Source organism: Brevundimonas sp. UBA7664, assembly GCF_002483305.1.
Classification (GTDB): Bacteria; Pseudomonadota; Alphaproteobacteria; order Caulobacterales; family Caulobacteraceae; genus Brevundimonas.
This window is the reverse complement of record NZ_DLHQ01000003.1, coordinates 30,028-50,804: the sequence shown is the minus strand read 5'-3', so window position 1 is coordinate 50,804 and position 20,777 is coordinate 30,028. Positions and strand designations below refer to the sequence as shown.

At 69.0% G+C, this 20,777-nt stretch carries 23 protein-coding genes and 2 pseudogenes; 10 read left to right on the top strand and 15 right to left on the bottom strand.

The window, feature by feature from the left end:
• The 5 genes and pseudogenes from B2742_RS00595 to obgE all read right to left on the bottom strand — a co-directional run.
• Positions 1–376 (bottom strand): annotated as a pseudogene (locus B2742_RS00595) (peptidase M23); the annotation flags it as partial.
• A 1-nt stretch (position 377) separates the two neighbouring features.
• On the bottom strand, positions 378–842 hold the full coding sequence (gene rlmH, locus B2742_RS00590) for a 23S rRNA (pseudouridine(1915)-N(3))-methyltransferase RlmH (protein ID WP_292061785.1): 465 nt from the start codon (positions 840–842) through the stop codon (positions 378–380).
• A 15-nt stretch (positions 843–857) separates the two neighbouring features.
• Positions 858–1,259 (bottom strand): ribosome silencing factor, encoded by a 402-nt coding sequence (gene rsfS, locus B2742_RS00585; RefSeq protein ID WP_292061783.1) that lies wholly within the window; start codon positions 1,257–1,259, stop codon positions 858–860.
• Between the two features lie 91 nt (positions 1,260–1,350).
• Positions 1,351–2,028, bottom strand: a complete 678-nt coding sequence (locus B2742_RS00580) for a nicotinate-nucleotide adenylyltransferase (RefSeq protein ID WP_292061782.1) — start codon at positions 2,026–2,028, stop codon at positions 1,351–1,353.
• Positions 2,029–2,085: 57 nt separating this feature from the next.
• The gene (obgE, locus tag B2742_RS00575) at positions 2,086–3,144 is read right to left on the bottom strand and encodes a GTPase ObgE (RefSeq protein ID WP_292061780.1); all 1,059 of its coding nucleotides are present in this window, start codon (positions 3,142–3,144) and stop codon (positions 2,086–2,088) included.
• 171 nt (positions 3,145–3,315) lie between these two features.
• On the opposite strand from obgE, the gene B2742_RS00570 reads away from it, so the two are divergent.
• The gene (locus B2742_RS00570) at positions 3,316–4,098 is read left to right on the top strand and encodes a hypothetical protein (RefSeq protein ID WP_292061776.1); all 783 of its coding nucleotides are present in this window, start codon (positions 3,316–3,318) and stop codon (positions 4,096–4,098) included.
• Between the two features lie 34 nt (positions 4,099–4,132).
• Here the strand turns inward: B2742_RS00570 and ald are convergent, their stop codons facing one another.
• A complete protein-coding gene (ald, locus tag B2742_RS00565) occupies positions 4,133–5,251 on the bottom strand; it encodes an alanine dehydrogenase (protein ID WP_292061774.1) in 1,119 nt (372 codons plus the stop codon).
• A 143-nt stretch (positions 5,252–5,394) separates the two neighbouring features.
• Here ald and B2742_RS00560 point away from each other — a divergent pair, with 143 nt between their 5' ends.
• Together B2742_RS00560 and B2742_RS00555 are read left to right on the top strand one after the other, a co-directional pair.
• Positions 5,395–5,871 (top strand): Lrp/AsnC family transcriptional regulator, encoded by a 477-nt coding sequence (locus B2742_RS00560; protein ID WP_292061772.1) that lies wholly within the window; start codon positions 5,395–5,397, stop codon positions 5,869–5,871.
• Positions 5,872–5,902: 31 nt separating this feature from the next.
• Positions 5,903–6,310 (top strand): hypothetical protein, encoded by a 408-nt coding sequence (locus B2742_RS00555; RefSeq protein ID WP_292061770.1) that lies wholly within the window; start codon positions 5,903–5,905, stop codon positions 6,308–6,310.
• Between the two features lie 2 nt (positions 6,311–6,312).
• On the opposite strand, the gene B2742_RS00550 is transcribed toward B2742_RS00555, so the two are convergent.
• Positions 6,313–6,525 carry a hypothetical protein gene (locus tag B2742_RS00550; protein ID WP_292061768.1) on the bottom strand — a complete coding sequence of 71 codons (213 nt, stop codon included), beginning with the start codon at positions 6,523–6,525 and terminating at the stop codon, positions 6,313–6,315.
• Between the two features lie 18 nt (positions 6,526–6,543).
• Positions 6,544–8,223 carry an MFS transporter gene (locus B2742_RS00545; protein WP_292061765.1) on the bottom strand — a complete coding sequence of 560 codons (1,680 nt, stop codon included), beginning with the start codon at positions 8,221–8,223 and terminating at the stop codon, positions 6,544–6,546.
• Between the two features lie 160 nt (positions 8,224–8,383).
• On the opposite strand from B2742_RS00545, the gene B2742_RS00540 reads away from it, so the two are divergent.
• On the top strand, positions 8,384–8,797 hold the full coding sequence (locus B2742_RS00540; RefSeq protein WP_292061763.1) for a DoxX family protein: 414 nt from the start codon (positions 8,384–8,386) through the stop codon (positions 8,795–8,797).
• Positions 8,798–8,902: 105 nt separating this feature from the next.
• Here the strand turns inward: B2742_RS00540 and B2742_RS00535 are convergent, their stop codons facing one another.
• From B2742_RS00535 to B2742_RS00520, 4 genes are read right to left on the bottom strand one after another with little or no spacing between them, the layout of a single operon-like run.
• Positions 8,903–9,040, bottom strand: coding sequence for an entericidin EcnA/B family protein (locus B2742_RS00535; RefSeq protein ID WP_292061761.1), 138 nt, complete (start codon positions 9,038–9,040; stop codon positions 8,903–8,905).
• Positions 9,041–9,080: 40 nt separating this feature from the next.
• A complete protein-coding gene (locus tag B2742_RS00530) occupies positions 9,081–10,865 on the bottom strand; it encodes a sensor histidine kinase (protein ID WP_349681108.1) in 1,785 nt (594 codons plus the stop codon).
• A gap of 4 nt (positions 10,866–10,869) precedes the next feature.
• Positions 10,870–11,481, bottom strand: coding sequence for a sigma-70 family RNA polymerase sigma factor (locus B2742_RS00525; RefSeq protein WP_292061759.1), 612 nt, complete (start codon positions 11,479–11,481; stop codon positions 10,870–10,872).
• Positions 11,478–11,675: a NepR family anti-sigma factor gene (locus B2742_RS00520; RefSeq protein ID WP_292061819.1), complete on the bottom strand. Its 198-nt coding sequence runs from the start codon at positions 11,673–11,675 to the stop codon at positions 11,478–11,480. Before B2742_RS00520 ends, B2742_RS00525 begins: the two co-directional genes overlap by 4 nt.
• A 190-nt stretch (positions 11,676–11,865) precedes the next feature.
• Between B2742_RS00520 and B2742_RS00515 the strand changes: the two genes are divergently transcribed.
• On the top strand, positions 11,866–12,663 hold the full coding sequence (locus B2742_RS00515; RefSeq protein ID WP_292061757.1) for a response regulator: 798 nt from the start codon (positions 11,866–11,868) through the stop codon (positions 12,661–12,663).
• Between the two features lie 73 nt (positions 12,664–12,736).
• Here B2742_RS00515 and B2742_RS00510 read toward each other — a convergent pair whose 3' ends face one another.
• Complete coding sequence (locus B2742_RS00510) at positions 12,737–13,000, bottom strand: hypothetical protein (protein ID WP_292061755.1); 264 nt, start codon at positions 12,998–13,000, stop codon at positions 12,737–12,739.
• A gap of 328 nt (positions 13,001–13,328) precedes the next feature.
• Between B2742_RS00510 and B2742_RS00505 the strand changes: the two genes are divergently transcribed.
• Positions 13,329–14,351: an NADP-dependent oxidoreductase gene (locus tag B2742_RS00505; RefSeq protein WP_292061754.1), complete on the top strand. Its 1,023-nt coding sequence runs from the start codon at positions 13,329–13,331 to the stop codon at positions 14,349–14,351.
• Positions 14,352–14,364: 13 nt separating this feature from the next.
• Entirely contained in the window at positions 14,365–14,772 is a 408-nt protein-coding gene (locus tag B2742_RS00500; RefSeq protein ID WP_292061752.1) for an acyl dehydratase, read from the top strand.
• A gap of 90 nt (positions 14,773–14,862) precedes the next feature.
• On the opposite strand, the gene B2742_RS00495 is transcribed toward B2742_RS00500, so the two are convergent.
• Positions 14,863–15,654, bottom strand: coding sequence for a SapC family protein (locus B2742_RS00495; RefSeq protein ID WP_292061749.1), 792 nt, complete (start codon positions 15,652–15,654; stop codon positions 14,863–14,865).
• A gap of 87 nt (positions 15,655–15,741) precedes the next feature.
• Positions 15,742–17,775, bottom strand: coding sequence for a TonB-dependent receptor domain-containing protein (locus tag B2742_RS00490; RefSeq protein WP_292061746.1), 2,034 nt, complete (start codon positions 17,773–17,775; stop codon positions 15,742–15,744).
• Positions 17,776–17,879: 104 nt separating this feature from the next.
• Here B2742_RS00490 and B2742_RS00485 point away from each other — a divergent pair, with 104 nt between their 5' ends.
• The 3 genes and pseudogenes from B2742_RS00485 to B2742_RS00475 all read left to right on the top strand — a co-directional run.
• Entirely contained in the window at positions 17,880–18,356 is a 477-nt protein-coding gene (locus B2742_RS00485) for a Fur family transcriptional regulator (RefSeq protein WP_292061744.1), read from the top strand.
• 43 nt (positions 18,357–18,399) lie between these two features.
• On the top strand, positions 18,400–19,290 hold the full coding sequence (locus B2742_RS00480; protein ID WP_292061742.1) for an alpha/beta hydrolase: 891 nt from the start codon (positions 18,400–18,402) through the stop codon (positions 19,288–19,290).
• Between the two features lie 81 nt (positions 19,291–19,371).
• Positions 19,372–20,777 (top strand): annotated as a pseudogene (locus B2742_RS00475) (CoA-acylating methylmalonate-semialdehyde dehydrogenase); the annotation flags it as partial.

Below are 20,777 nucleotides of genomic sequence, written 5' to 3'. Positions count from 1 at the left end.
GCAGCGGCGGCGGCGGCCGGCGGCTCATCATCTGCAGGGCGGACAACAGCCGCCCTTGCCGCCCCCGCGCCCGGGACAGCTGGGCCACCAGCGCCGCCTCCCGCGCGCTCAGTTCGCGCAGCCGCGCCCGTTGCCCGGCGATGACGGCGTCGTCCTGGCCGACGGCGGTGCGCAGTTCGGTCAGCTGGCGCTCGAGCCCGGCGATCTCGCGCGCGGCCTCGGCGGCCTCCTCGCGCAGACGCAGGGCGCGGGCGCGCTCGTCCCGGAACTCGGCCTGCAGCCGCCTGACCTCGCCCGCGGGCGGCGTCTGGCGCGCGATCGCCGCCACGGGCAGGGCGATCAGGCTCAGACACAGGATCAGGACGGGCGCGCGCATGTCAGTCGCGATGATAGGGCGATCCGGCCAGGATGGTCACGGCGCGATACAGCTGTTCCGCCAGCATCGCCCGCGCCAGCGCATGCGGCCAGGTCTGGGGCCCGAAGGCCAGGGTCGAGCCCGCCGCCGCGCGCACGCTCTCGTCCAGCCCGTCGGCCCCGCCGATGGCGAACACCAGCCGGCGCTCCCCGCGATCGCGCATCAGGGCGATATGGTCGGCGAAGGCGCGGCTGGAGAAGGTCCTGCCGCGTTCGTCGCAGGCGATCAGATGCGCCCCCTCGGCGGCCTTGAGGATCAGGTCGGCCTCGGGCGCCTTGCCCGGCTTGCGCGGTTCGAGATCGACCAGTTCCAGAGGGCCGAGGCCCAGGGCCCGGCCGGCCAGGGTGGCGCGCTCGGCGTAGTCGGCCGCCAGCACGGCCTCGGGCCCCCGCCCCGGCTTGCCGATGGCGATGACGGCCAGCTTCATCCGTGGATCAGTGGGTTACGCGCGAGCGTCGACGCGGTGGCCGCTCTCGACCGACCAGATCTTCTCGATGTTGTAGAAGGCGCGCACTTCCGGGCGGAACAGGTGGACGATGACGTCCCCCGCGTCCAGCAGCACCCAGTCGCAGTGCGGCAGACCCGAAACCTTGACCTTGCCGAGACCGGTTTCCTTCAGCGTGCGCTGAAGGTGGTCGGCCAGGGCGCCGACGTGACGGTGCGACCGCCCGGAGGCGATGATCATGGTGTCGGCCATCGGGCTTTTGCCCTTCAGGTCGATGAGGACGATGTCCTGGGCCTTGTCGTCGTCGAGACGCGACAGAATGGCCGTTTCCAGAGCGGTGGAGCCGACGGGAAGGGGAGCCTGCGGACCGTCGGTGTGGATGGATTCGAATTCGTCCATCTCGTTCGCCGTGTTGGCGGCGTCTTGCGCATCGTGCGCGGGCGAGGGGGTCAGCGGAGGGCTCCGGGGAGGTTACTAAAGCGGCAGCCTATCACAAATGCGCGGCGGCGTCACGCGCGGCCCGGATCGCGGTCGAGGATCGCGGATTCAGCGGCGCCGTCAGATAGGTCCACGCCGGCGCCTCGAGGTCGGCCAGCAGCCGCGCCCGCGCCGTCGGAACCCGCGCCGCGGCGAAACGGGCGGCGGCCGGCGCGGTGCGGCTGTGGTGCAGGGACCCTGGCCGGGCGATCACCGCCATCGGCATCATCCGCATGATATCGGTCCAGCCGCGCCAGCGGTGGAAGCTGGCCAGATTGTCCGATCCCATCAGCCAGACGAAGCGCACGCCGGGGTGGCGCGCGGTCAGGGCGCGCAGGGTGTCGACGGTCCATTGCGTCCCCGCCCGGGTCTCGAAATCCGAGACCACCATCGACGGCCCCGAGGCCGCCAGCGCCGCCGCGGCGCGTGCGGAGTCCATGCGTTCGGCCAGGGGGGCGGTCTCGTCGGGGCCCTTCAGCGGATTCTGTGGCGAGACCAGCCAGACGACCCGGTCCAGCGCCAGCCGCCGCATCGCCGTCTCGGCGACATGGGCGTGGCCGTCGTGAGCGGGATTGAACGAGCCCCCGAACAGGCCGACCGCCATGCCCGGCGACAGGTCCAGCCCGTCGCGCAGGGCGCCGGGGCGGGGCCCTCCGGGTCTGGGCGCGGGACCGGCGTGGAAGAAGGACAAGGCGGGCTCGCGGGGGCTTATGCTCAGAAGGGAGCTAACACGCCCCGCGCGGCGCGGCTATGGCGCCCAGCCGCCGGGCGTCTCCATGACGGTCTCGTCTTCCTCGGCCGGGGCGATTTCGCCGCGATCCTTGCGCACCTCGGTCCAGGCGGCGCGCAGCAGTTCGGTCACGCCCTCGCCCGAAACGCCCGACACCAGCATCGGCCGGCGGCCGGCGGCGGCCTCCAGTTCGGCCGCCTTTTCCTCGCGCGCCTCGGGGGTCAGGGCGTCGATCTTGTTCAGGGCCAGCACCTCGGCCTTGTCGGCCAGGCCGGCGCCGTAAGCCTCCAGCTCGTGGCGGATGGTGTGGTAGGCGCCGGCGACATCGTCCTGGGTCCCGTCGACCAGGTGGATCAGACAGCCCGACCGCTCGACGTGGCCGAGGAAGCGGGTGCCGAGGCCGGCCCCTTCCGAGGCGCCCTCGATCAGGCCGGGGATGTCGGCGATGACGAACCGTTCGGTCTCCGACAGGTCGACCACGCCGAGGTTGGGCACCAGGGTGGTGAAGGGATAGTCGGCGATCTTGGGCCGCGCCGCGCTGGCGGCGGCGAGGAAGGTCGACTTGCCGGCGTTGGGCAGGCCGGCCAGGCCGACGTCGGCGATCAGCTTCAGCCGCAGCCAGATCCAGCGCTCCTGGCCTTCCTGGCCCGGGTTGGCATAGGCGGGCGCCTGGTTGGACGGGCCCTTGAAGTGGACATTGCCCCAGCCGCCGTTGCCGCCCTTGAGCAGCATCTCGGTCTTGCCGGCGTAGTCCATGTCCAGCAGCACTGTCTCCTTGTCGTCGTCCAGCACCTGGGTGCCGACCGGGACCTTGAGGATGACGTCCTCGCCCTTTGCGCCGTGCATCTGCCGGCCCATGCCGTGGACGCCGGTCTGGGCCTTGAAATGCTGTTGGTAGCGGAAGTCGATCAGGGTGTTCAGGCCGTCCATGGCCGTGATCCAGACGTTGCCGCCATGGCCGCCGTCGCCCCCGTCCGGCCCGCCGTTCGGGATGAATTTCTCCCGCCGGAACGACACGCAGCCGCCCCCGCCGTTGCCGGAGCGGATATAGATCTTGGCCTGGTCGAGGAACTTCATCGCGGGATTTCTAAGTGGGCGCTAACGCTCGCGACGCGGTCGCTCGCTGCTTGAGCGCGGCTTATGCCTCAAGAGAGCGGCGATTTACAGGCGAAGGCGGACGCCCGGCCTTAAACGGATCGTAAGCGTGGCCGGAACAGGGTGTCCGGGAATGTTCATGGAGAGATCAGAATGATCTCGTTGACGGCCGCTTCGGCCTCGCCACTTCCCGTCTGGCGTACCCCCTTGCCGGGCAAGTCCCGGCCCGCTGCGGAGGCGTCGCCGGGGTTCGGCCTCCCGTCCCTCTCCGATCTGCGCGACGCCCAGAAGTCGATGCGGAAGGAGATGGCCGCCAAGAAGGTCCAGGCGGTGCGTGAACGCCGCGACGCCCTGATGCTGCTGGTGAAGATCGATCCGAAGGCAGCGCTGAAGATGACCGCCGCCTTGGCGAAGGAGCTCAAGTCGGCGGTGGCGGACTATGTCGACGCCGGCGGCAGGAACGTCACCGACGGCGAGATGGCCATGATGCGCCGGGACGCCATGGACGCCCGTGAGGCGGCCGATATGGCGCTGAACGGCCTGCCCGCAGAGCCGAAGGAGTCCGGCACGGAGGCGGGCGAGGCGCCGGCCGGCCCGTCACCCGCGATCGTTGATGCGGAGATGAAGCGGGCCCAGGCCGCCTATGCCGCAGCCTTCAGCGTCGCCGATGCGCGCGACGAGAGGGCCGACCGGGCGGAGGCCGTCCTCGGCACGGCCATGGCCGACCAGGGGTTCTTCCAGCAGGTGAAGCAGGCGCTCGCCGAGCTGAAAGAGGCCCGCGAGAAGATCAAGGCCGACTGGGCCCATCCCAGGGCGGCGGGCCGGGACGACTGGAAGGACGCCGACGCGGAGATGGCCGGGCTCGAAAAGGCGATCGACATGGCCCCGACGGGGGCGCCGGAGCTCGCGTCTACGGGCGCTTCGGTTCAGGCCTGAGCCCTCTCCCGCCAGGGGAGAGGGCCCGACAGCCTCAGCCCTTCGCCCAGACGCCGAACGGATCGCTCCACGGCATGTCCAGGGCCTCGGCGACCGCCGGATAGGTGATTTCGCCCTTGAGCACATTCAGGCCGCGCGCGAGATGCGGGTTCTGCTTCAGCGCCTCCAGCCCCTTGTTCGCCAGGGCCAGGCCGAAGGGCAGGGTGGCGTTGTTGAGGGCTTCGGACGAGGTGCGCGGCGCGGCGCCGGGCATGTTGGCGACGCAGTAGTGGACCACGCCGTCGATGACATAGGTCGGGTCTTCGTGGGTCGTGGCGTGGCTGGTCTCGAAACAGCCGCCCTGGTCGATGGCGACGTCGACCAGCACCGAGCCGGGCTTCATCTGCTTCAGGTGTTCGCGCTTGATCAGCTTGGGCGCCTCGGCCCCGGGAACGAGCACGGCGCCGATGATGACGTCGGCCTTGACCATCTCCTCCTCGACCGCGCCGATCGAGGAATAGCGGGTGATGACGCGGCCGTTGGTCACTTCATCAATGTAGGCCATGCGCGGGATGGAGCGTTCCAGCACCACCACCTCGGCGCCCAGGCCCATGGCCATGCGGGCGGCGTTGAGACCGACGACGCCGCCGCCCAGCACCAGGACGCGCGCCGGGGCCACGCCCGGGACGCCGCAGAACAGCAGGCCCATGCCGCCGTTGTGCTTCAGCAGGGTCTCGGCGGCCGAGAAGACGGCGATGCGGCCGGCGACTTCCGACATCGGGGCCAGCAGCGGCAGGCCCTTGCGGTCGTCGGTGACGGTCTCATAGGCGATGGCGGCGCATTTCGAGGCCAGCAGGCCCTTGGTCTGCTCGGGGTCCGGCGCCAGGTGCAGGTAGGTGAACAGGATCTGGTCTTCGCGGAGCATCTCCCACTCGACCTTCTGCGGCTCCTTCACCTTCACGATCATGTCGTTCTCGGCGAAAATGGTCTTCGCATCCGCGACGATCTTCGCCCCGGCCTTCTTGTAGTCGGCGTCGGTGAAGCCGGCGCCCAGACCGGCCCCGGTCTCGATCGAGACCGTGTGGCCGTGGGCGACGTATTCGCGCACCGCCGTCGGCGTCAGGCCGATGCGGTGTTCGTTCTTCTTGATTTCCTTGGGGACGCCGACGCGCATGACCGTTTCCTCTTCAGACGGGACGGGCCGATCTGCGGCGGCCGCGTTTCGGGCGGCAATCTAGCGGCGGTTCGACCGCAGGTTCCTGTTCTTTTCGTCGTATGAACGGTGTAAACTCGCAGACTCTGCGAAGGAGTGCGTGTTTGAAGACCGTTTCTGCTGTCACTCTCGACGACACCGACCGCAAGATGATCCGCGCCCTGCAAGGCGACGGGCGGATGACCAACGCCGACCTGGCCCGGACGGTCAACCTGTCCGAGAGCGCCTGCCTGCGCCGGTTGCGCGCGCTCGAGGCCGCCGAGGTCATCAGCCGCTACGCCGCCATCATCAACGAACGCGCCGTCGGCCTGCCGATCAGCGTCTTCGTGACCGTCACCCTGTCCTCCCAGGCCGAGGCGTCCCTGACCGCCTTCGAGACCGCCATCTCGACCGTACCGGAGGTTGTGGAGTGCTATCTGATGACGGGCGGTTCGGACTATCTTCTGCGGCTTGTCGTGCGCGACGTCGACGACCTCGAACGGGTCCACTCACGGGAGCTCACGCGCATTCCGGGCGTGACCCGGGTGTCATCCAGCGTCGCCATGCGGACCGTGGTCAAGCGCGGCGCCCTGCCGGTTTGACGCAACCAGTCATTGCATGGATACTGATCTGATGGGCTTCTCGGAAAAACCCGCCGTGTGGACCGATCGCGAGCCCACGCTCGACGAGGAAATCGGCGCGCTCGACGATGAGGACATCTTCGACATGGCCAATCTGGTCGAGTCCCAGACAGGCGTGCCGGGCACCATCACGATCACCACAGTGATGGGACAGCACGGTCCCCGGGTGAAGTATTTTCTGAAGCGGGGCCGCCACCAGCCCAGTTTCTCGGTTGCCGTCGCCTCGACACCGCGTGTGGTCGCTAACAGTCTTGATGACCGGGATCTGAAGCGTATGGCGCCCGACGTGATCGCATGGGTGGCGCTGAACCATGAGGCGCTCGCCGCCTTCTGGTGGGACGGAGCGGACTGGGCGTCTCCCGACGTTCAAACCTTCATCGCGAGCCTCAAGAAGGTCTGACCTCAGCCTCGCGGACCGCGCATGAGGCCGACGACAGCCACCACCAACCACACCGCGCCGATGACCAGCAGCAGATCCGCCACCGGCCGCGAGATTCCGTAAAGCTGATAGTCCTGCCACCGGCCGACGGCGAACTCCGCCAGCCAGTTGGCCGCGGCGCCGACGATCAGGAGCGCGACCGGCCAGACGAGCGGCTTGAGGCGGACCTTCTTCATCACCGGTTCCGGGCCCCGCTAGATCGTGTCGAGGTCCCGCCCCTTGGTTTCCGGCAGCCAGATCAGGGCGACGATCGCGGCCAGGGCGGTGAAGCCGACCGAATACCAGAGGCCGAAATAGATGTTCCCCGACCAGGCCACCAGGGCGAAGCTGGCCGCGGGCAGCAGGCCGCCGACCCATCCCGTACCGATATTGTACGGCAGGCTCATCGCCGTATAGCGCACCCGCGTCGGGAACAACTCGACCAGCGCCGCCGCCTGCGGTCCGTACAGGGCCGTGGCCGCGACCATGAAGATCATCAGGATGCCGAACACCAGCGGCATGTTGATCCGCGCCGGATCGGCCTTGGCCGGATAGCCGGCCTCGACCAGCGCCGCCTTGATCCGGGTCTCGACATCGGTGCGGGCGGCCTTGAGCTCCGCCGGAGCCATGCCCGTCCCGTCGACGGACTCGACCATCGTCTCGCCGATCACGACGACGGCGTCCGCGCCGGGGACCAGTGTGGCGGCCGAGGGGGTCGTCCACATGGACGCGTTCGAGTACGAGACGCCGGCGTTGGACAGCACGCTCTTGGCGATGTCGCAGGAGCTGGAGAAGGCGGCCTTGCCGATCGGGTCGAACTGCAGGGCGCAGGTGGCCGGGTCGGCGACGACGGTCACGGGCGCGGCGGCCTGCGCCTCCGCCAGGGCCGGATTGGCGGCCTTTGTCAGGGCGTGGAAGCCGGGGAAGAAGGCGACGAGGGCGAGGATCATGCCGAACAGCATCACCGGCTTGCGCCCCACCCGGTCCGACAGCCAGCCGAAGAAGACGTACAGCGCCGCCGAGGCCACGGTCACCATCAGCACCAGCTGGTCGACCGTGTTGACGTCGACCTTCAGCACCCGCTCCATGAAGAACCGGGTGTAGAAATAGCCGCAGTACCAGACCGCCCCCTGGGCGATCATGATGCCGAACAGGGCGATCAGCACGAACCGGCCGTTGCCCCACTGGAAGAAGGCCTCCTTGTACGGCGCGCGACGTTCGCCGCCTTCGGCCTCCATCCGCTGGTAGGCCGGGCTCTCGTTCAGCTTCAGCCGGATCCACAGCGATATGGCCAGCAGCAGGGCCGACAGCAGGAAGGGGATGCGCCATCCCCATTCGTCGAACGCCTCGACCCCGACGATCTGGCGCGTGATCAGGATCACCGACAGGGCGCCGATCAGGCCGAAGGCCGCCGTGGTCTGGATCCAGCCGGTCAGCAGGCCCCGCTTCTTCGGCGGCGAGTGCTCGGCGACATAGATGGCCGCCCCGCCGTACTCTCCGCCGAGGGCGAAGCCCTGCAGCACCCGCATGATCAGCAGGAGTATGGGCGCGGCGAGGCCGATCTGGCCGTAGTCGGGCAACAGGCCGATGGCCACCGTGGCCACCCCCATCAGGGTGATGGTGACCAGGAAGGTGGTCTTGCGCCCCGTGCGGTCGCCGAACCAGCCGAACACCAGCGCCCCCAGCGGCCTGACGATGAAGCCGAGGCCGAAGGTCAGCAGGGCCAGGATGTAGGCGACCGTCTCGCCCGCGTCGGCGAAGAAATGCCGCGCGATGACGGTGGCGAGGGAGCCGAAGACGAAGAAGTCGTACCATTCGAACGCCGTGCCCGCGGCTGACGCCACCACCACCGTCCTCAGGCTCGGGTCCGCCCGGGTCTCCGTCGTATCCGTCATCGATCGCCTCCCCGCGTCGTCATTGCGTCTCTGCGGACGCCTGAAACACGATGCTAGACGGCGTCGCCGGTCCCGCAAATAGCCGAGCCCGCGCCAGGGCTCGCAAGCTTGACCGCGGCCCGCTCTCGGATAACGTCCGGCCGAACGGGGCGCGACGGTCATGAGCAATCAGACGGCTGGCGATCAGCGGCTCACAACCGCTCTGCTGATCCTGCGCATCGTCCTCGCGGGTCTGCTGGCCGCCCATGGATGGGCGCGGCTGCTGACGGGTGGGGTCGAGCCGTTCGGCGGCTGGCTGGACAGCCAGGGGCTGCCGTTCGGGATCGGCATCGCCGCGGCGGTGACGGCGCTCGAGATCCTCGGCACGCCCTTGCTGGCGCTGGGCCGCTGGGTGACCTGGCTCTGCCTGGCCTATTGTGCCGTCTATGTGACGGGGATGGTCATGGTCCACCTGCCGGCGGGCTGGTTCGTGGTCGGACTGGGCCGAAACGGCATGGAATACAGCGCCCTGCTGATCGTCTGCCTCGGCCTGCTGGCCTGGGTTCACGCCCCGCGGCCGGCGCCGGCGGCCTGACATCAAGGCTCTGAAATAGCGAAGGCCCGCCGGCGGGGGGATGCCGGCGGGCCTTCTTCAACCGAACCGCGTGTCGGGGGGGAAACGCGGCCGGGAAGGGGGTGTCTAGTTCTTCGCGTCTTCAGCGGCGCCGGTCACGGCGCTGCCTGCGGCGGACGCGTCACGGCCCACGCCCGAGACGGTGTTGCACGCCGCGGTGGTCAGGGCGGCGGCGGCGGCGAACAGAACGAAAATCTTGCGCATTGGTGGACTCCTGGCGGCCGGGGAGGCGGCGTATGCCCTATCAACGTCGCGGCGCGGCCACGGTTCCAAGGTCAGCCGGGTCGGTCGGCACGATCGCCTCGGGCGTGGCGAAGGTCATCCGCGCGATCATCCCCCCGCCCTCGGCCGGGACCATTTCGACGGTCCCCCTCAACTGTTTGGCGAAGGCGCCCATGAGGGTGCGGCCCACGCCGGCGCGGAAGGTCTCGCTGACCCCCGGACCGTCGTCCTGCACCTCCAGAATGCTGGTCTCCCCGCGCACGAAGAAGCGGACCTTCAGGGCGCCGCCACGTCCGGCGAAGGCGTGTTTCTGGGCGTTGGTCACCGCCTCCACCAGCCAAAGGGCCAGCGGCGCCAGCTTGTCCGGGTCGACCACCAGCGAATCCGCCTCGACCGAGGAGGTGACCAGCGGACCACGCCCGGACTCGCTCGCCACCAGCTGGCCGACCAGTTCGGTCAGGAAGATGCGGGCGTCGGCGTAGCGCAGGTCGTCGCTCTGGTAGAGGGTGCGATAGATCAGGGCGAGCGCCGAGATGCGCTGGCGCGTATCGCCGACCGCCGCCTTGGATGCCGGGTCCGTCAGGGCGCGCTGCTGCATCGACAGCAGCGAGGAGATGATCTGCAGATTGTTCTTCACCCGGTGGTGGATCTCGCGCATCAGCGCGTCCTTCTCCTCCAGCGAGGCGGTCAGGGCGGCGTCGCGGGCGACGATCGACTCGGCCAGTTCGTCCAGGGTGCGCGCCAGCACCCGGATCTCCGCGGGCGCGTTCATCGCCTGGACGGGGCGCACCGAGAACCGCCCCCGCGCATAGATGGCGGCCACTCTCTCCAGATAGTTCAGCCAGCGGATCACGATCCGCTCACTGACCAGCATCACCATTGAGAAGGCCAGGAACCAGGCCAGCAACGGCATGAACAGGGCGCCCACCGGGTTCAGTCGCGCCCAGGACAGCAGTCCGGGCGCGGGCGCCGAGAGCAGGGCGTAGATGTCGCGCCCCGCCAGCGCTGCTCCGGCATAGACCCGGCGCCGGCCATCGGCGTCGTCGGCCTCGAAGATGGCCGAGGCGTCGGACCGGGCCCGCTCGACCCATCCGGTCAGGGGATCCCCTCCAGTCAGGGTAAAGGCGCCGACGTCGCTGGCCGTCAGCAGCCGCCCGTCCGCGTCGGTCAGCGCCGCCTCGGACCCCTCGGGCAAGGCCGGGTCATCCACATCGGGTTGGAGGCTCGACAGCGGGATCAGGGCGAGCATGGCTCCATCGAAACGGCCCATGGGCCGTTCAAGCCGGATGGCGACGATCAGGCCAGGGGCATGGCCCGCCACGGCCGGGGCCCGCGCCAAGACCGTGCCTTCGCCGGCGCGCAGCCGTTCGAACCAGGGGCTGTCGCGCATCTGGGCGAACCAGACCGGCGGAACCTTGCCCAGACTGCTGGAGGCGCAGGCGGTTGCGCCCGTCGGTGACAGGCGCGCCAGCCCGTCCAGCCCCTCGAGGCGCTCGACCAGATCGCTCAGCCGCGGCTCGCAGAACACCTCCAGAGCCTCGGGACGAAGCGCCTGCAGCAACACGCTGGTGCTGTCGAGCCGGGCCTTGGCGCTGGCCGCGGTGCGTTCGGCGGCCAGCTGCAGGTCCGAGCGGCGCTCGATGTCCTGCGCCCGGAACGCCGACTGGGCCTGAAAGCCACCGAGAATCAAAAGCGGCAGCAGGGCAATGGCCAGGGCGGAGCCGAGCCGGAAGCGGATACCCTTGAACTTCGCCGGCGCGAGACTGCGCCCGACACCCTTGGAGAAAGCTCGTCCGATCCGGCCCACGGCCTCAGCCTTGCCGGACGCTGCTCAGGCGATCCGCCGCCGCCAGGATGGAGCGCATGGCGTCGCCGGCGGCGCGGCCGTCGCGCGCGTAGCCGCCCTTTTCCAGTGTGGCCTGCAGGGCCTTGCGGGCCCGCGAGACCCGGCTCTTCACCGTGCCGACGGCGCACTGGCAGATCTCCGCCGCCTCTTCATAGGCGAAGCCGCCGGCGCCGACCAGAATCAGGGCCTCGCGCTGCTCTTCCGGCAGGGTGGCCAGGGCCAGCCGCAGCTCGTCCAGGGCGACGGGAGATTCCGGGTCGTCGACCGCCACCAGGGTGCGTTCCGCCGCTTCCTGGTCCAGTTGCGACTGGCGCCACGACCGGCGTTTCTCGGAATAGAACTGGTTACGCAGGATCATGAAGGTCCAGGCCTTCATATTGGTGCCCATCTGATAACTGGCGCGCGCGTCCCACGCCTTCATCATGGCGTCCTGGGCGAGGTCGTCGGCCGCAGTGGGATCGCCCGTCAGGGTCCGGGCGAAGGCCCGCAGATGCGGAATCAGCGCCACCAGCTCCCTCTTGAAGGCGTTATCGTCGGCGGAGGGAGGCTTGGGCGGCGGGCTGGACGCGCCGCTCATGCGCCGCGCTCCCCGGACGCCTTTTCGTCGGCCCGGCGAAGGATGTCGAGAAACTCGTCCGGAACCGGCTCGTTAACGACCTCGTCGAACATATGGCGCAGCTTCACGCCGATCGCCTGCTGGCGGAGTCGCGCTTCCTCCAGGCTTGCGCCGCCCTTGGGGGGCTTGCCGGGGGGATTGGAATTATCTGTCATTGAGAAAACGGCCGCCACCCTGACGATAGTTGTTGCGAGTGCCGGAACGCCGGCCCGCAGGGTGGGTTCCTAGGTGACGGTCGATAAATGCTCAAGCTTGCGACCCTAGGCGGAACCGTGGCCGATTTGATACGTTGAGGCCTTGCTGCGGGTCCATGACCGGACCCGTCTCTGTCGGGGATATTGCTACATGAGCCTGCTGGCCCGCCTTGCGCCGCACCTGCCTTACGTCCGTCGCTACGCTCGCGCGCTGACCGGTGACCAAACCACCGGTGACAACTACGTCCGCGTCGCGCTTGAGGCCCTGGCCGCCGGCGAACGTCAGCTTCCGGCGGAAATGACTCCGCGGGTGGCGCTCTATCACGTCTTCCACGCCATCTGGGCCACCACCGGGGCGCAGCTTGAGGACAAGAGCGGCATCGAGGGGCGCGACAGCGACGCCTCGCGCCGGCTGATGCGCATCGCTCCGCGCTCCCGCCAGGCCTTCCTTTTGACCGCGCTCGAGGGCTTCACCCCCTCGGAGGCCGCCCAGATCCTGGACGCCGACGCCTTTGACGTCGAACGCCTGATCTCGGAAGCCCAGACGGACATCGACGCCGAACTGGCCACCGACGTCCTGATCATCGAGGACGAGGCCATCATCTCGGCCGACATCGAGAGCCTGGTGAAGGAACTCGGTCACCGGGTGACCGGCACCGCCACCACCCATGACGAGGCCGTCGACGCGGTCGCCCGCCACCGTCCCGGTCTCGTTCTGGCCGACATCCAGCTGGCCGACGGCTCGTCGGGCATCGACGCGGTCAAGGACATCCTCAAGCGGATCGACGTGCCGGTCATCTTCATCACCGCCTTCCCCGAGCGGTTGCTGACCGGCGAACGGCCGGAGCCGACCTTCCTGATCACCAAGCCCTTCCAGCCGGAAACGGTGAAGGCGGCGATCAGCCAGGCGCTGTTCTTCCACCCGTCGCGTCAGAAGGCGGCGGCGTAACCGGACCCTCCCCGAACCACGGAAAAGCCCCGGTCTCGCGACCGGGGCTTTTTTGTCGACCGGGCCCGCCCGGCTACTGCGCCGGCGGCGTGGCGGGGGCGTCCTTGAACGCCTGGGCGTCCACCGCCTGGGCGCCGGTATTGGCGTTGGTGCTGGCGAAGCCGCCCTGGCTGACGAACCACATGCCCAGCAGCAGGATGGCGACCGCCGCCAGCGAAACGATCAGCAGGGTCAGGATACGCACCCCGCCGCGCCCGCCGCGGACGTACTGCGCCTCGACCGGGCGCCCCTCGTGCACCGCATCGGCGGCCTTGTCGTGGGGGGATTCGTGGGTCATGGCGGGCTCCTTTGGGGCGATGGCGCTGTCGTCACAACGCGACGGCCAGCGTCGCCGTTCCGGGATCGCCTGCCACGGGAAAAAAGATTCGGGACCGCGGGAACCTGACCCCGGGCTCGCCGTTATCGATCTGCGGAGGCGGCGACGCCCCCCCGACTTGAGGCTGGCGAAAGTCAGCCTGTCGCCTCCGCGCCTCATTCTCGATGATGCCACTTCAAGGGCGAACCTCAGGGTTCGTCCTTTTTCTTTGCCCCGGCTGGACAGAGGGGCGCGCCTTGCAGACTATGCGGGTTCACAAAGAAAACCCAAGAAGACACCGGAGTAGGCCATGGCTCGCGTCAATCGTCAGTGGGTGCTGCGCCAGCGGCCCAAGGGTCTGATCCAGCCCGGCGACCTTGAATTGGTCGAGGCGCCCGTTCCCGCCCTGAACGAATCCCAGGTCCTGGTCCGCACCGTCTATCTGTCGCTCGACCCCACCAACCGCACCTGGATGAACGACGCCGAAGGCTATCTGCCGCCGGTGCCGATCGGCGGCGTGATGCGCGGCCTGACCCTGGGCGTGGTCGAGGAAAGCCGCTCCAGCCGGTTCCGGGCCGGCGACGTGGTCTCTCCGATGTCGGGCGGCTGGGCGGACTATGCCGTGGTCAATGAGATGGAGCTGCGACAGGTCCACCGCGCAACCGGCATGCCGCTGACCGCGAACCTCAGCGTGCTCGGCATGACCGGGATGACGGCCTATTTCGGCGTCACCGACGTGCTCAAGGCCAAGGCCGGCGAGACCCTGGTGATCTCGGCCGCCGCCGGCGCCGTGGGCTCGATCGCCGGCCAGGTGGCCAAGGCGCGCGGCTGCCGCGTCATCGGTATCGCGGGCGGCGCGGAAAAATGCCGCTGGCTGACCGAGGAGCTCGGCTTCGACGCCGCCGTCGACTACAAGAATGAAGACGTCGGCGAGGCGCTGGACCGGCTGGCGCCCGACGGCATCGACCTCAATTTCGAGAACGTCGGCGGCGACATCATGATCGCCGTCTACAACCGGCTGAAGACCCATGGCCGGATGGCGGTCTGCGGCCTGATCTCAGCCTATAACGCGACGAAGATGCCGCCCTCGCCGAATTTCAGCCGGATCATCACCCACCGCCTCAACATCCAGGGTTTCCTGGTCCTCGACTACGCCCATCGCGCCCGCGAGATGGTCGCAGAGATGGGCCCCTGGCTGCAGAGCGGCGAGGTCAAGTGGAAGGTCCACGTCGACGACGGGCTCGAAGGCGCCCTGGATTCGCTGAACCGCTTGTTCACGGGCGACCACGACGGCAAGCTGCTCGTCCGGGTGTCGGAAGAGCCCGCGGGTTGATGGGACTGAGCCGATGACCGAACCGCTGCTCGTCCATTTCGAGGATCTGGGCGTGGGCGAGGTCGTGCCCCTCGGCGCCTGTATGGTCGATGCCGCCGCGCTGGACGTGTTCGTCGAACGCTTCCTGCCCGGCTGGGACGCCGCCTACGGTGCGCCGGACGCCATGGTCTATGCACTGTGGAGCCGGCTGTTCGCCGACAAGGCCTCCGGCTGGGCCCAGTCCAAGGTGCTGGCCGTTGACGGCCTGCGCTATATGCGCAACCCGCCCCCGGGCGAGCTGATGCGCGGCCGTATGACGGTTATGGGCAAGGACCCGGTCGGTGACGAAAAGGGCATCGTCATCGCCCAGCACGACCTGCTCGACGAGGCCGGCCGGCTGGTCTTCTCCTGCCTGACGCGGGCGCTGCTGGCCCGCAGGTAGGCAGTAGGCAGTAGGCAGTAGGGATGTAACGGCTTTGTGGGGGCCCGCTTGGCCCCTACTGCCTAATTCCTACTGCCTACTGCCTTGTCTTCAGGCGTTCGCCGCCGCCGGTTGGGCTTCCGCGCTCCGCAGGAAGGTCATGGCGATCAGGCGATCCCAGCCCAGCAGCGACACCAGATGGGCGTAGATCTGGCCCAGGGCGCCGTTGTCGCGCAGCTCGGCCAGCTTCTCGGCCGGCAGGGCCTTCAGCTTCTCTTCCGAGACGGCGTAATATTCGGCGATCTTTTGCGGCTTGGCCGGGGTGCCGTCGGGATTGCGCGGGGTGAACAGCGCCTCGCGGGTGTCCAGCAGGTCCAGATCGATCAGCAGTTGAACGAAGGCGTCGGTGCGCTGACGCTCCTGCTCGAAATTGTTGCAGAACTCCATCGCCTGCTCGACGTACGGCGAGGGCTTGCCGTCGACGAACAGCGGCGTGGCGCCGCCCTCGCGGATGAACGGCGCCTTGCGGTCCAGGCACAGGATCAGGCGCTTCTGGGCCTCGTCATGGGCGAAGACGAACGGATAGCGGCGCACATAGGCCGGGATATAGGCCTCGGGGCGGAACGCGCCGGCGGCGCTGACGAACAGGTTCTCGCCGCCGCGCAGGGCCATGGCCGCGACCGGCTGACGCTTTTCACCCACGAAGATGACGGGATACGACAGGGCGGCGGGAGCGAACTCGGTCACCGTCAGCGGCACCAGATTGGTCTGGGCCACGAAGCCGTAGGGCTGGTCGACAGGATCGACGCCCAAGGCGCCATGCGCCTCGATCGTCAGCGGCTCGGGCTTGTCATAGAACAGGACATTGCCGGTCAGGGCGGCGTTGGAAGTGGTGTCGGTCATGGACGCGATACGGCTCTGGTGGGTGAAGGAAGGCGCGTGTCTAGCGCAGTCGCGTCGGGGCGGCAAACCGGCTCGCGTCCATGGGGTTCAGAACCGGTAGGTCACCCCCGCCCGCAGGCTGCGTCCCGGCTGCGGCGCGATGTCCTTCTGGAAGCTGGCGTGCTCGCGCGCCTCCTCATCGGTCAGGTTGGCGACCTCGGCGAAGAGGATGACATCGCGGTCGGCGAACGGCCGCACGGCCCCCTTCAGATTGACCAGGGTGTAGGCGTCGGTCGGCCGCTCGAAGGCCGCCGTCCGGTCCTGTTCGGCGACGTGGCGCACCTCAAGCCCGACGTCGAACAGGCGCGAGGTCCAGTCCACGCCCGCGGTTACGGACCAGGGCGGTATCCGCGCCGCCGGACCCAGATCGGTCGAGGCGCGCACCTGGTCGGCGGCGCCGGACAGGTCCAGGCTCCGGTCGCCGGACTCCCAGAGGCGGTAGCTGGCCTCGGCCTCGAACCCCTGGAAGGTCGCGTCGGTCTGGACATAGGCGAAGACCGGCAGTCCGGAATCGACCTCATCCAGCCCGGTCGGCCGCAGGTCGATGAAGCCGTCATAGTCGGCGTGATAGGCGTGCAGATCGAACTCGAACGGGCCCGAGGCGAAATGCACCGTCCCTTCGATCGAGGTCGCGACCTCGCTGTCCAGGTCGATGTCCCCGACCTCGAAGGCGCCGGTGGCCACGTGGGCCCCCTGAGCGAACAGTTCGACCTCGCTGGGCGCGCGTTCGTTGCGCGCCACGCTCAGACCGAGGAACAGCGGGGCCGACGGCCGGAAGAAGACGCCCGCCGAGGCGGAGATATTGCTGAAGTCGCGGTCGCCGGCCACGCTCTCCAGCGATCGCTCGTCCAGCCGCAATCCGCCCTCGAAACCCAGGCCGCCGCGGTCGAACCGCTGGACCGTGTACAGTCCCTGCTCGGCGATGTCGGTGCGCGGCACATAGGCCTCGTCGCCGACCGCGTCGAAGGTGCGGTCCAGCAGCTGCAGGCCGACCACGCCCTGCCAGCCGTTGCGCTCGCGCTGGATCAGCTCGAACCGGCCCTCATAGCCGTCCGAGAAGAACCGGGTGCCGGTCTCGTCGCCTTCGAACTCTGTGTGCGAATAGTCGGCCCAGCCGGCCGAAAGACGCGCGGCGCTGAACAGACCGGTGTCGAGGGCCAGTTCCCCACGCAGGTCGTAACGGGTCTGCTCCAGGCCGATAGAGACGCTTTCCTCCTCCGCGTCGGGATCCAGCGGGTCGGGTTCATGGGCGTGACCGGGCACGCCATAGGTGGTCTCGACGTGTTTGACCGAGGCGCCGATATAGCCGCGCGATCCGATCCAGCTGACGCCGGCGCCGTACTGGTCCAGTTCGACGAAGGTGTTTTCAACCGTGCGCTCATCGCCGGCCGCCTCGCCCTCCTCGTCCAGCAGACGCTGCGATTCCGGGAAGACGGGGATGTCATAGTCCGAGGCAGACCGCGTGAAGCCGTCGACGGTGAAGACCAGCGGCCCGGCGTTGGCCTTCAGCCGGGCGCCGAAGCTGGTCCCGTCGTCGACCGTCGAGGTCTGGGCGCTGACATGGCCGTCCAGCCCGCCCTCGGCCGGTTCGGTCGGGATCCGGTCGTCGATGATATTGACCACCCCGCCGATGGCCGAGCCGCCGAACACCAGGGTCGAGGGGCCGCGCACGATCTCGATGCGGCGAGCCTCGGCCGGGTCGACCGCGACCTGGTGGTCCGGCGACACCGAGCTGGCGTCGATCATGCCGAGGCCGTTGGTCAGCACCTGCACCCGCGGTCCGGACAGGCCGCGGATCACCGGACGGCTGGCGCCCGGCGCGAAATTGGTGCTGCGCACGCCCGGCAGGCCATTGACCAGATCGCCGAGCGTCGAGGCCGGCGCGACTGCCAGGTCCTCTTCATCCAGCACCTCGACCGCCAGCAGGCTGGCGCGGTCGGTCACCCCGAAAGGCGTCCCCGTAACGATCACCTCTTCCAGCTGGGTCGAGCGGGGCGCGTCCTGGGCGGCCGCCGCGCCGGCGAAGGCGGCCCAGCCCAGAGCGGTCAGGAGGGCGGCGCGGGACACAGGGGACAGGTACATGGAGGTATCCGGGAGAGCAGTGAGGTCTCGGTGTTACGAGATAACATCACAAGGCGTCAAGCCGCCCCGTTGCGGGGGACGCGGCGAGGGCCTAGCTCTGGCGCATGAGCGACCCCTGCCATCACCAACACGATGACGGCCCCCCCGCCGCCGCCGACGTCGCCCGCGCCATGGGCGAGGCGGACCGGCGCCTGACGGCCGAGGGCGAGCGGATGACGCCCGCCCGTCTGCGCGTGCTGGAGTTGCTGCTGGCCGCCGGCGAACCGGTGAAGGCCTATGACCTGATCGCCCGCTTCGGCGAGGACGGCCAGCCGGCCAAGCCACCGACCGTCTACCGGGCCCTGGAGTTCCTCGAGCGCAAGGGCCTCGCCCACCGCATCGCCTCGATCAGCGCCTATGTCGCGTGCACCTCCGGCTCGGTCGATCACGCCGCCGCCTTCCTGATCTGCGACTGCTGCGGGGCCACCGCCGAGGTCTCCGCCCCCGTGGCCGGCGATCTGGGTCGCGCCGCCGAGGCCGCCGGCTACGCCATCGCCCGCACCACGATCGAGGCCCACGGCCGCTGTCCGGCCTGCCAGTAGAGGACCGCTGGCAATACCGGCGCGCGCGCCCTATCTGCCCCGCATGGATGCGATCCGGCTCTCCCCGCCCCGCCGCCTGAGCCTGCCGGTGTCGAACCCGGGCGGCGAGGGCCTGATGCACGTGCTGGACTTCGGCGATCCGAAGCGGCCGGTCGACATCGTCTTCGTCCATGCCAACGGCTTCAACGCCCTGACCTACCGCACCCTGCTGGCGCCCCTGTCGGGATCCCTGCGCATCTGGGCCCCCGACCTGCGCGGTCACGGCGCGACGACGCTGCCGGCCGTGGCGGATGGGCGGCGGCACTGGCACGATCACCGCGATGACCTCGTCGCCCTGCTGGAGGCGCTGGAGGGCCCGCCGGTGGTGCTCGCCGGCCATTCCATGGGCGGGACCTCGGCCCTGCTGGCCGCCGCGGAACGCCCCGACCGCGTGTCCAGCCTGGTGCTGTTCGACCCGGTGATCTGGAGCCGCTGGGCCGTCGCCGCCTTCCAGCTGCCGTTGCTCGACCGCATCGCCTCGCGCATCCCGCTGGTGAAGAACGCCCTGCGCCGCCGCAAGGTGTTCGACAGCCGCGAACAGGCCATGACCGCCTATCTGGGCCGCGGCGCCTTCAAGGGCTGGCCCGAGATGATGCTGGCCGACTATCTCGCCGACGGCCTGATCGAGGCTTCCGATGGTTTCGTCCTCGCCTGCGACCCGGCGTGGGAGGCCTCCAACTACGCCGCCCAGAGCCATGATCCGTGGCGCGCCCTGAAACGCCTCGACCGCCCGGTTCGGGTGCTGAAGGCCGAAACGGGTTCGCCCTGCCACCTGTCGGACCACGTCCGGAGCCTGCCGCGACTGAAGGTCGAGACCGTCCCCGGCGGCACCCACTTCTTCCCGATGCTCCAGGCCGACATCGCCCGCGACGCCCTGTTCGACGCGGCGGTCTAGAGGCGCTGGCGCCCGCGCGGGTCAGGGTCTAAACCGCTGCCACCCGAACAAGTCGCTTCCATCTCGAGGACCGCCTTTCCCATGCGTGAGATCAACCACTTCATCGACGGCGCCAGCTTCACCGGCGCCTCCGGCCGCTTCTCCGAGGTGTTCAATCCCAACACCGGCGAGGTCCAGGCCCGGGTGCAGCTGGCCTCGGTCGCCGAGATGGATCGCGCCGTCCAGGCCGCCCAGAACGCCTTCGAGGGCTGGTCCTCGACCAATCCCCAGCGCCGCGCGCGGGTGATGTTCGAGTTCAAACGCCTCGTCGAGGCCAACATCAACGAACTGGCCGAACTGCTCTCGGCCGAACACGGCAAGGTCATCGCCGACTCGAAAGGCGACATCCAGCGCGGCCTCGAGGTCATCGAATTCGCCTGCGGCATCCCGCATGCGCTGAAGGGCGAATACACCTGGGGTGCCGGTCCCGGCATCGACGTCTATTCGATGCGCCAGCCGCTGGGCGTGGTCTCGGGCATCACCCCGTTCAACTTCCCGGCCATGATCCCGATGTGGATGTTCGGCGTCGCCATCGCCGTCGGCAACACCTTCATCCTCAAGCCCTCGGAGCGCGATCCGTCGGTGCCGGTCCGTCTGGCCGAGCTGATGATGGAGGCGGGCGCTCCCGCCGGCGTGCTCAATGTCGTGCACGGCGACAAGGTCGCGGTCGACGCCATCCTGACCCACCCGCTGATCCATGCCGTCAGCTTCGTCGGCTCGTCCGACATCGCCCACTATGTCTACCAGACCGGCGCCGCCAACCATAAGCGGGTCCAGGCCATGGGCGGGGCCAAGAACCATGGCATCGTCCTGCCCGACGCCGACATGGACCAGGTCATCAAGGACCTGTCCGGCGCCGCCTACGGATCGGCCGGCGAACGCTGCATGGCCCTGCCGGTGGTCGTCCCGGTCGGCAAGAAGACCGCCGATGAACTGCGCGAGCGGATGGTCGCCGAAATCCCGACCATGCGGGTCGGCGTCTCGACCGACGCCGGCGCCCACTACGGCCCCGTGGTCACCGCCCAGCACAAGGCCCGGGTCGAGGGCTGGATCGAACAGGGCGTCAAGGACGGCGCCGAACTGGTCGTCGACGGCCGCGGCTTCAATCTGCAAGGTCATGAGCGCGGCTATTTCATCGGCCCGTCGCTGTTCGACCACGTCACCCCGGAAATGGAGTCCTACAAGGAAGAGATCTTCGGCCCCGTGCTGCAGATCGTCCGCGCCGCCAGCTTCGAGGAGGCCCTGGCCCTGCCGTCGAAGCACCAGTACGGCAACGGCGTCGCCATCTTCACCCAGAACGGCCGCGCGGCCCGCGACTTCGCCGCCCGCGTCAATGTCGGCATGGTCGGCATCAATGTCCCCATCCCGGTGCCGGTCGCCTATCACACCTTTGGCGGCTGGAAGCGCTCGGCCTTCGGCGACACCAACCAGCACGGCATGGAGGGGGT

Bases quoted from the DNA above. Each gene is read 5' to 3' on its own strand.
- B2742_RS00490 (WP_292061746.1), bottom strand. From the start codon at position 17,775: ATGTACCTGTCCCCTGTGTCCCGCGCCGCCCTCCTGACCGCTCTGGGC.
- B2742_RS00570 (WP_292061776.1), top strand. From the start codon at position 3,316: ATGATCTCGTTGACGGCCGCTTCGGCCTCGCCACTTCCCGTCTGGCGT.
- rlmH (WP_292061785.1), bottom strand. From the start codon at position 842: ATGAAGCTGGCCGTCATCGCCATCGGCAAGCCGGGGCGGGGGCCCGAG.
- B2742_RS00545 (WP_292061765.1), bottom strand. From the start codon at position 8,223: ATGACGGATACGACGGAGACCCGGGCGGACCCGAGCCTGAGGACGGTG.
- B2742_RS00510 (WP_292061755.1), bottom strand. From the start codon at position 13,000: ATGACCCACGAATCCCCCCACGACAAGGCCGCCGATGCGGTGCACGAG.
- B2742_RS00495 (WP_292061749.1), bottom strand. From the start codon at position 15,654: ATGACCGACACCACTTCCAACGCCGCCCTGACCGGCAATGTCCTGTTC.
- B2742_RS00550 (WP_292061768.1), bottom strand. From the start codon at position 6,525: ATGAAGAAGGTCCGCCTCAAGCCGCTCGTCTGGCCGGTCGCGCTCCTG.
- ald (WP_292061774.1), bottom strand. From the start codon at position 5,251: ATGCGCGTCGGCGTCCCCAAGGAAATCAAGAAGAACGAACACCGCATC.
- B2742_RS00515 (WP_292061757.1), top strand. From the start codon at position 11,866: ATGAGCCTGCTGGCCCGCCTTGCGCCGCACCTGCCTTACGTCCGTCGC.
- B2742_RS00525 (WP_292061759.1), bottom strand. From the start codon at position 11,481: ATGAGCGGCGCGTCCAGCCCGCCGCCCAAGCCTCCCTCCGCCGACGAT.
- obgE (WP_292061780.1), bottom strand. From the start codon at position 3,144: ATGAAGTTCCTCGACCAGGCCAAGATCTATATCCGCTCCGGCAACGGC.
- rsfS (WP_292061783.1), bottom strand. From the start codon at position 1,259: ATGGACGAATTCGAATCCATCCACACCGACGGTCCGCAGGCTCCCCTT.
- B2742_RS00535 (WP_292061761.1), bottom strand. From the start codon at position 9,040: ATGCGCAAGATTTTCGTTCTGTTCGCCGCCGCCGCCGCCCTGACCACC.
- B2742_RS00500 (WP_292061752.1), top strand. From the start codon at position 14,365: ATGACCGAACCGCTGCTCGTCCATTTCGAGGATCTGGGCGTGGGCGAG.
- B2742_RS00505 (WP_292061754.1), top strand. From the start codon at position 13,329: ATGGCTCGCGTCAATCGTCAGTGGGTGCTGCGCCAGCGGCCCAAGGGT.
- B2742_RS00485 (WP_292061744.1), top strand. From the start codon at position 17,880: ATGAGCGACCCCTGCCATCACCAACACGATGACGGCCCCCCCGCCGCC.
- B2742_RS00540 (WP_292061763.1), top strand. From the start codon at position 8,384: ATGAGCAATCAGACGGCTGGCGATCAGCGGCTCACAACCGCTCTGCTG.
- B2742_RS00480 (WP_292061742.1), top strand. From the start codon at position 18,400: ATGGATGCGATCCGGCTCTCCCCGCCCCGCCGCCTGAGCCTGCCGGTG.
- B2742_RS00555 (WP_292061770.1), top strand. From the start codon at position 5,903: ATGGGCTTCTCGGAAAAACCCGCCGTGTGGACCGATCGCGAGCCCACG.
- B2742_RS00520 (WP_292061819.1), bottom strand. From the start codon at position 11,675: ATGACAGATAATTCCAATCCCCCCGGCAAGCCCCCCAAGGGCGGCGCA.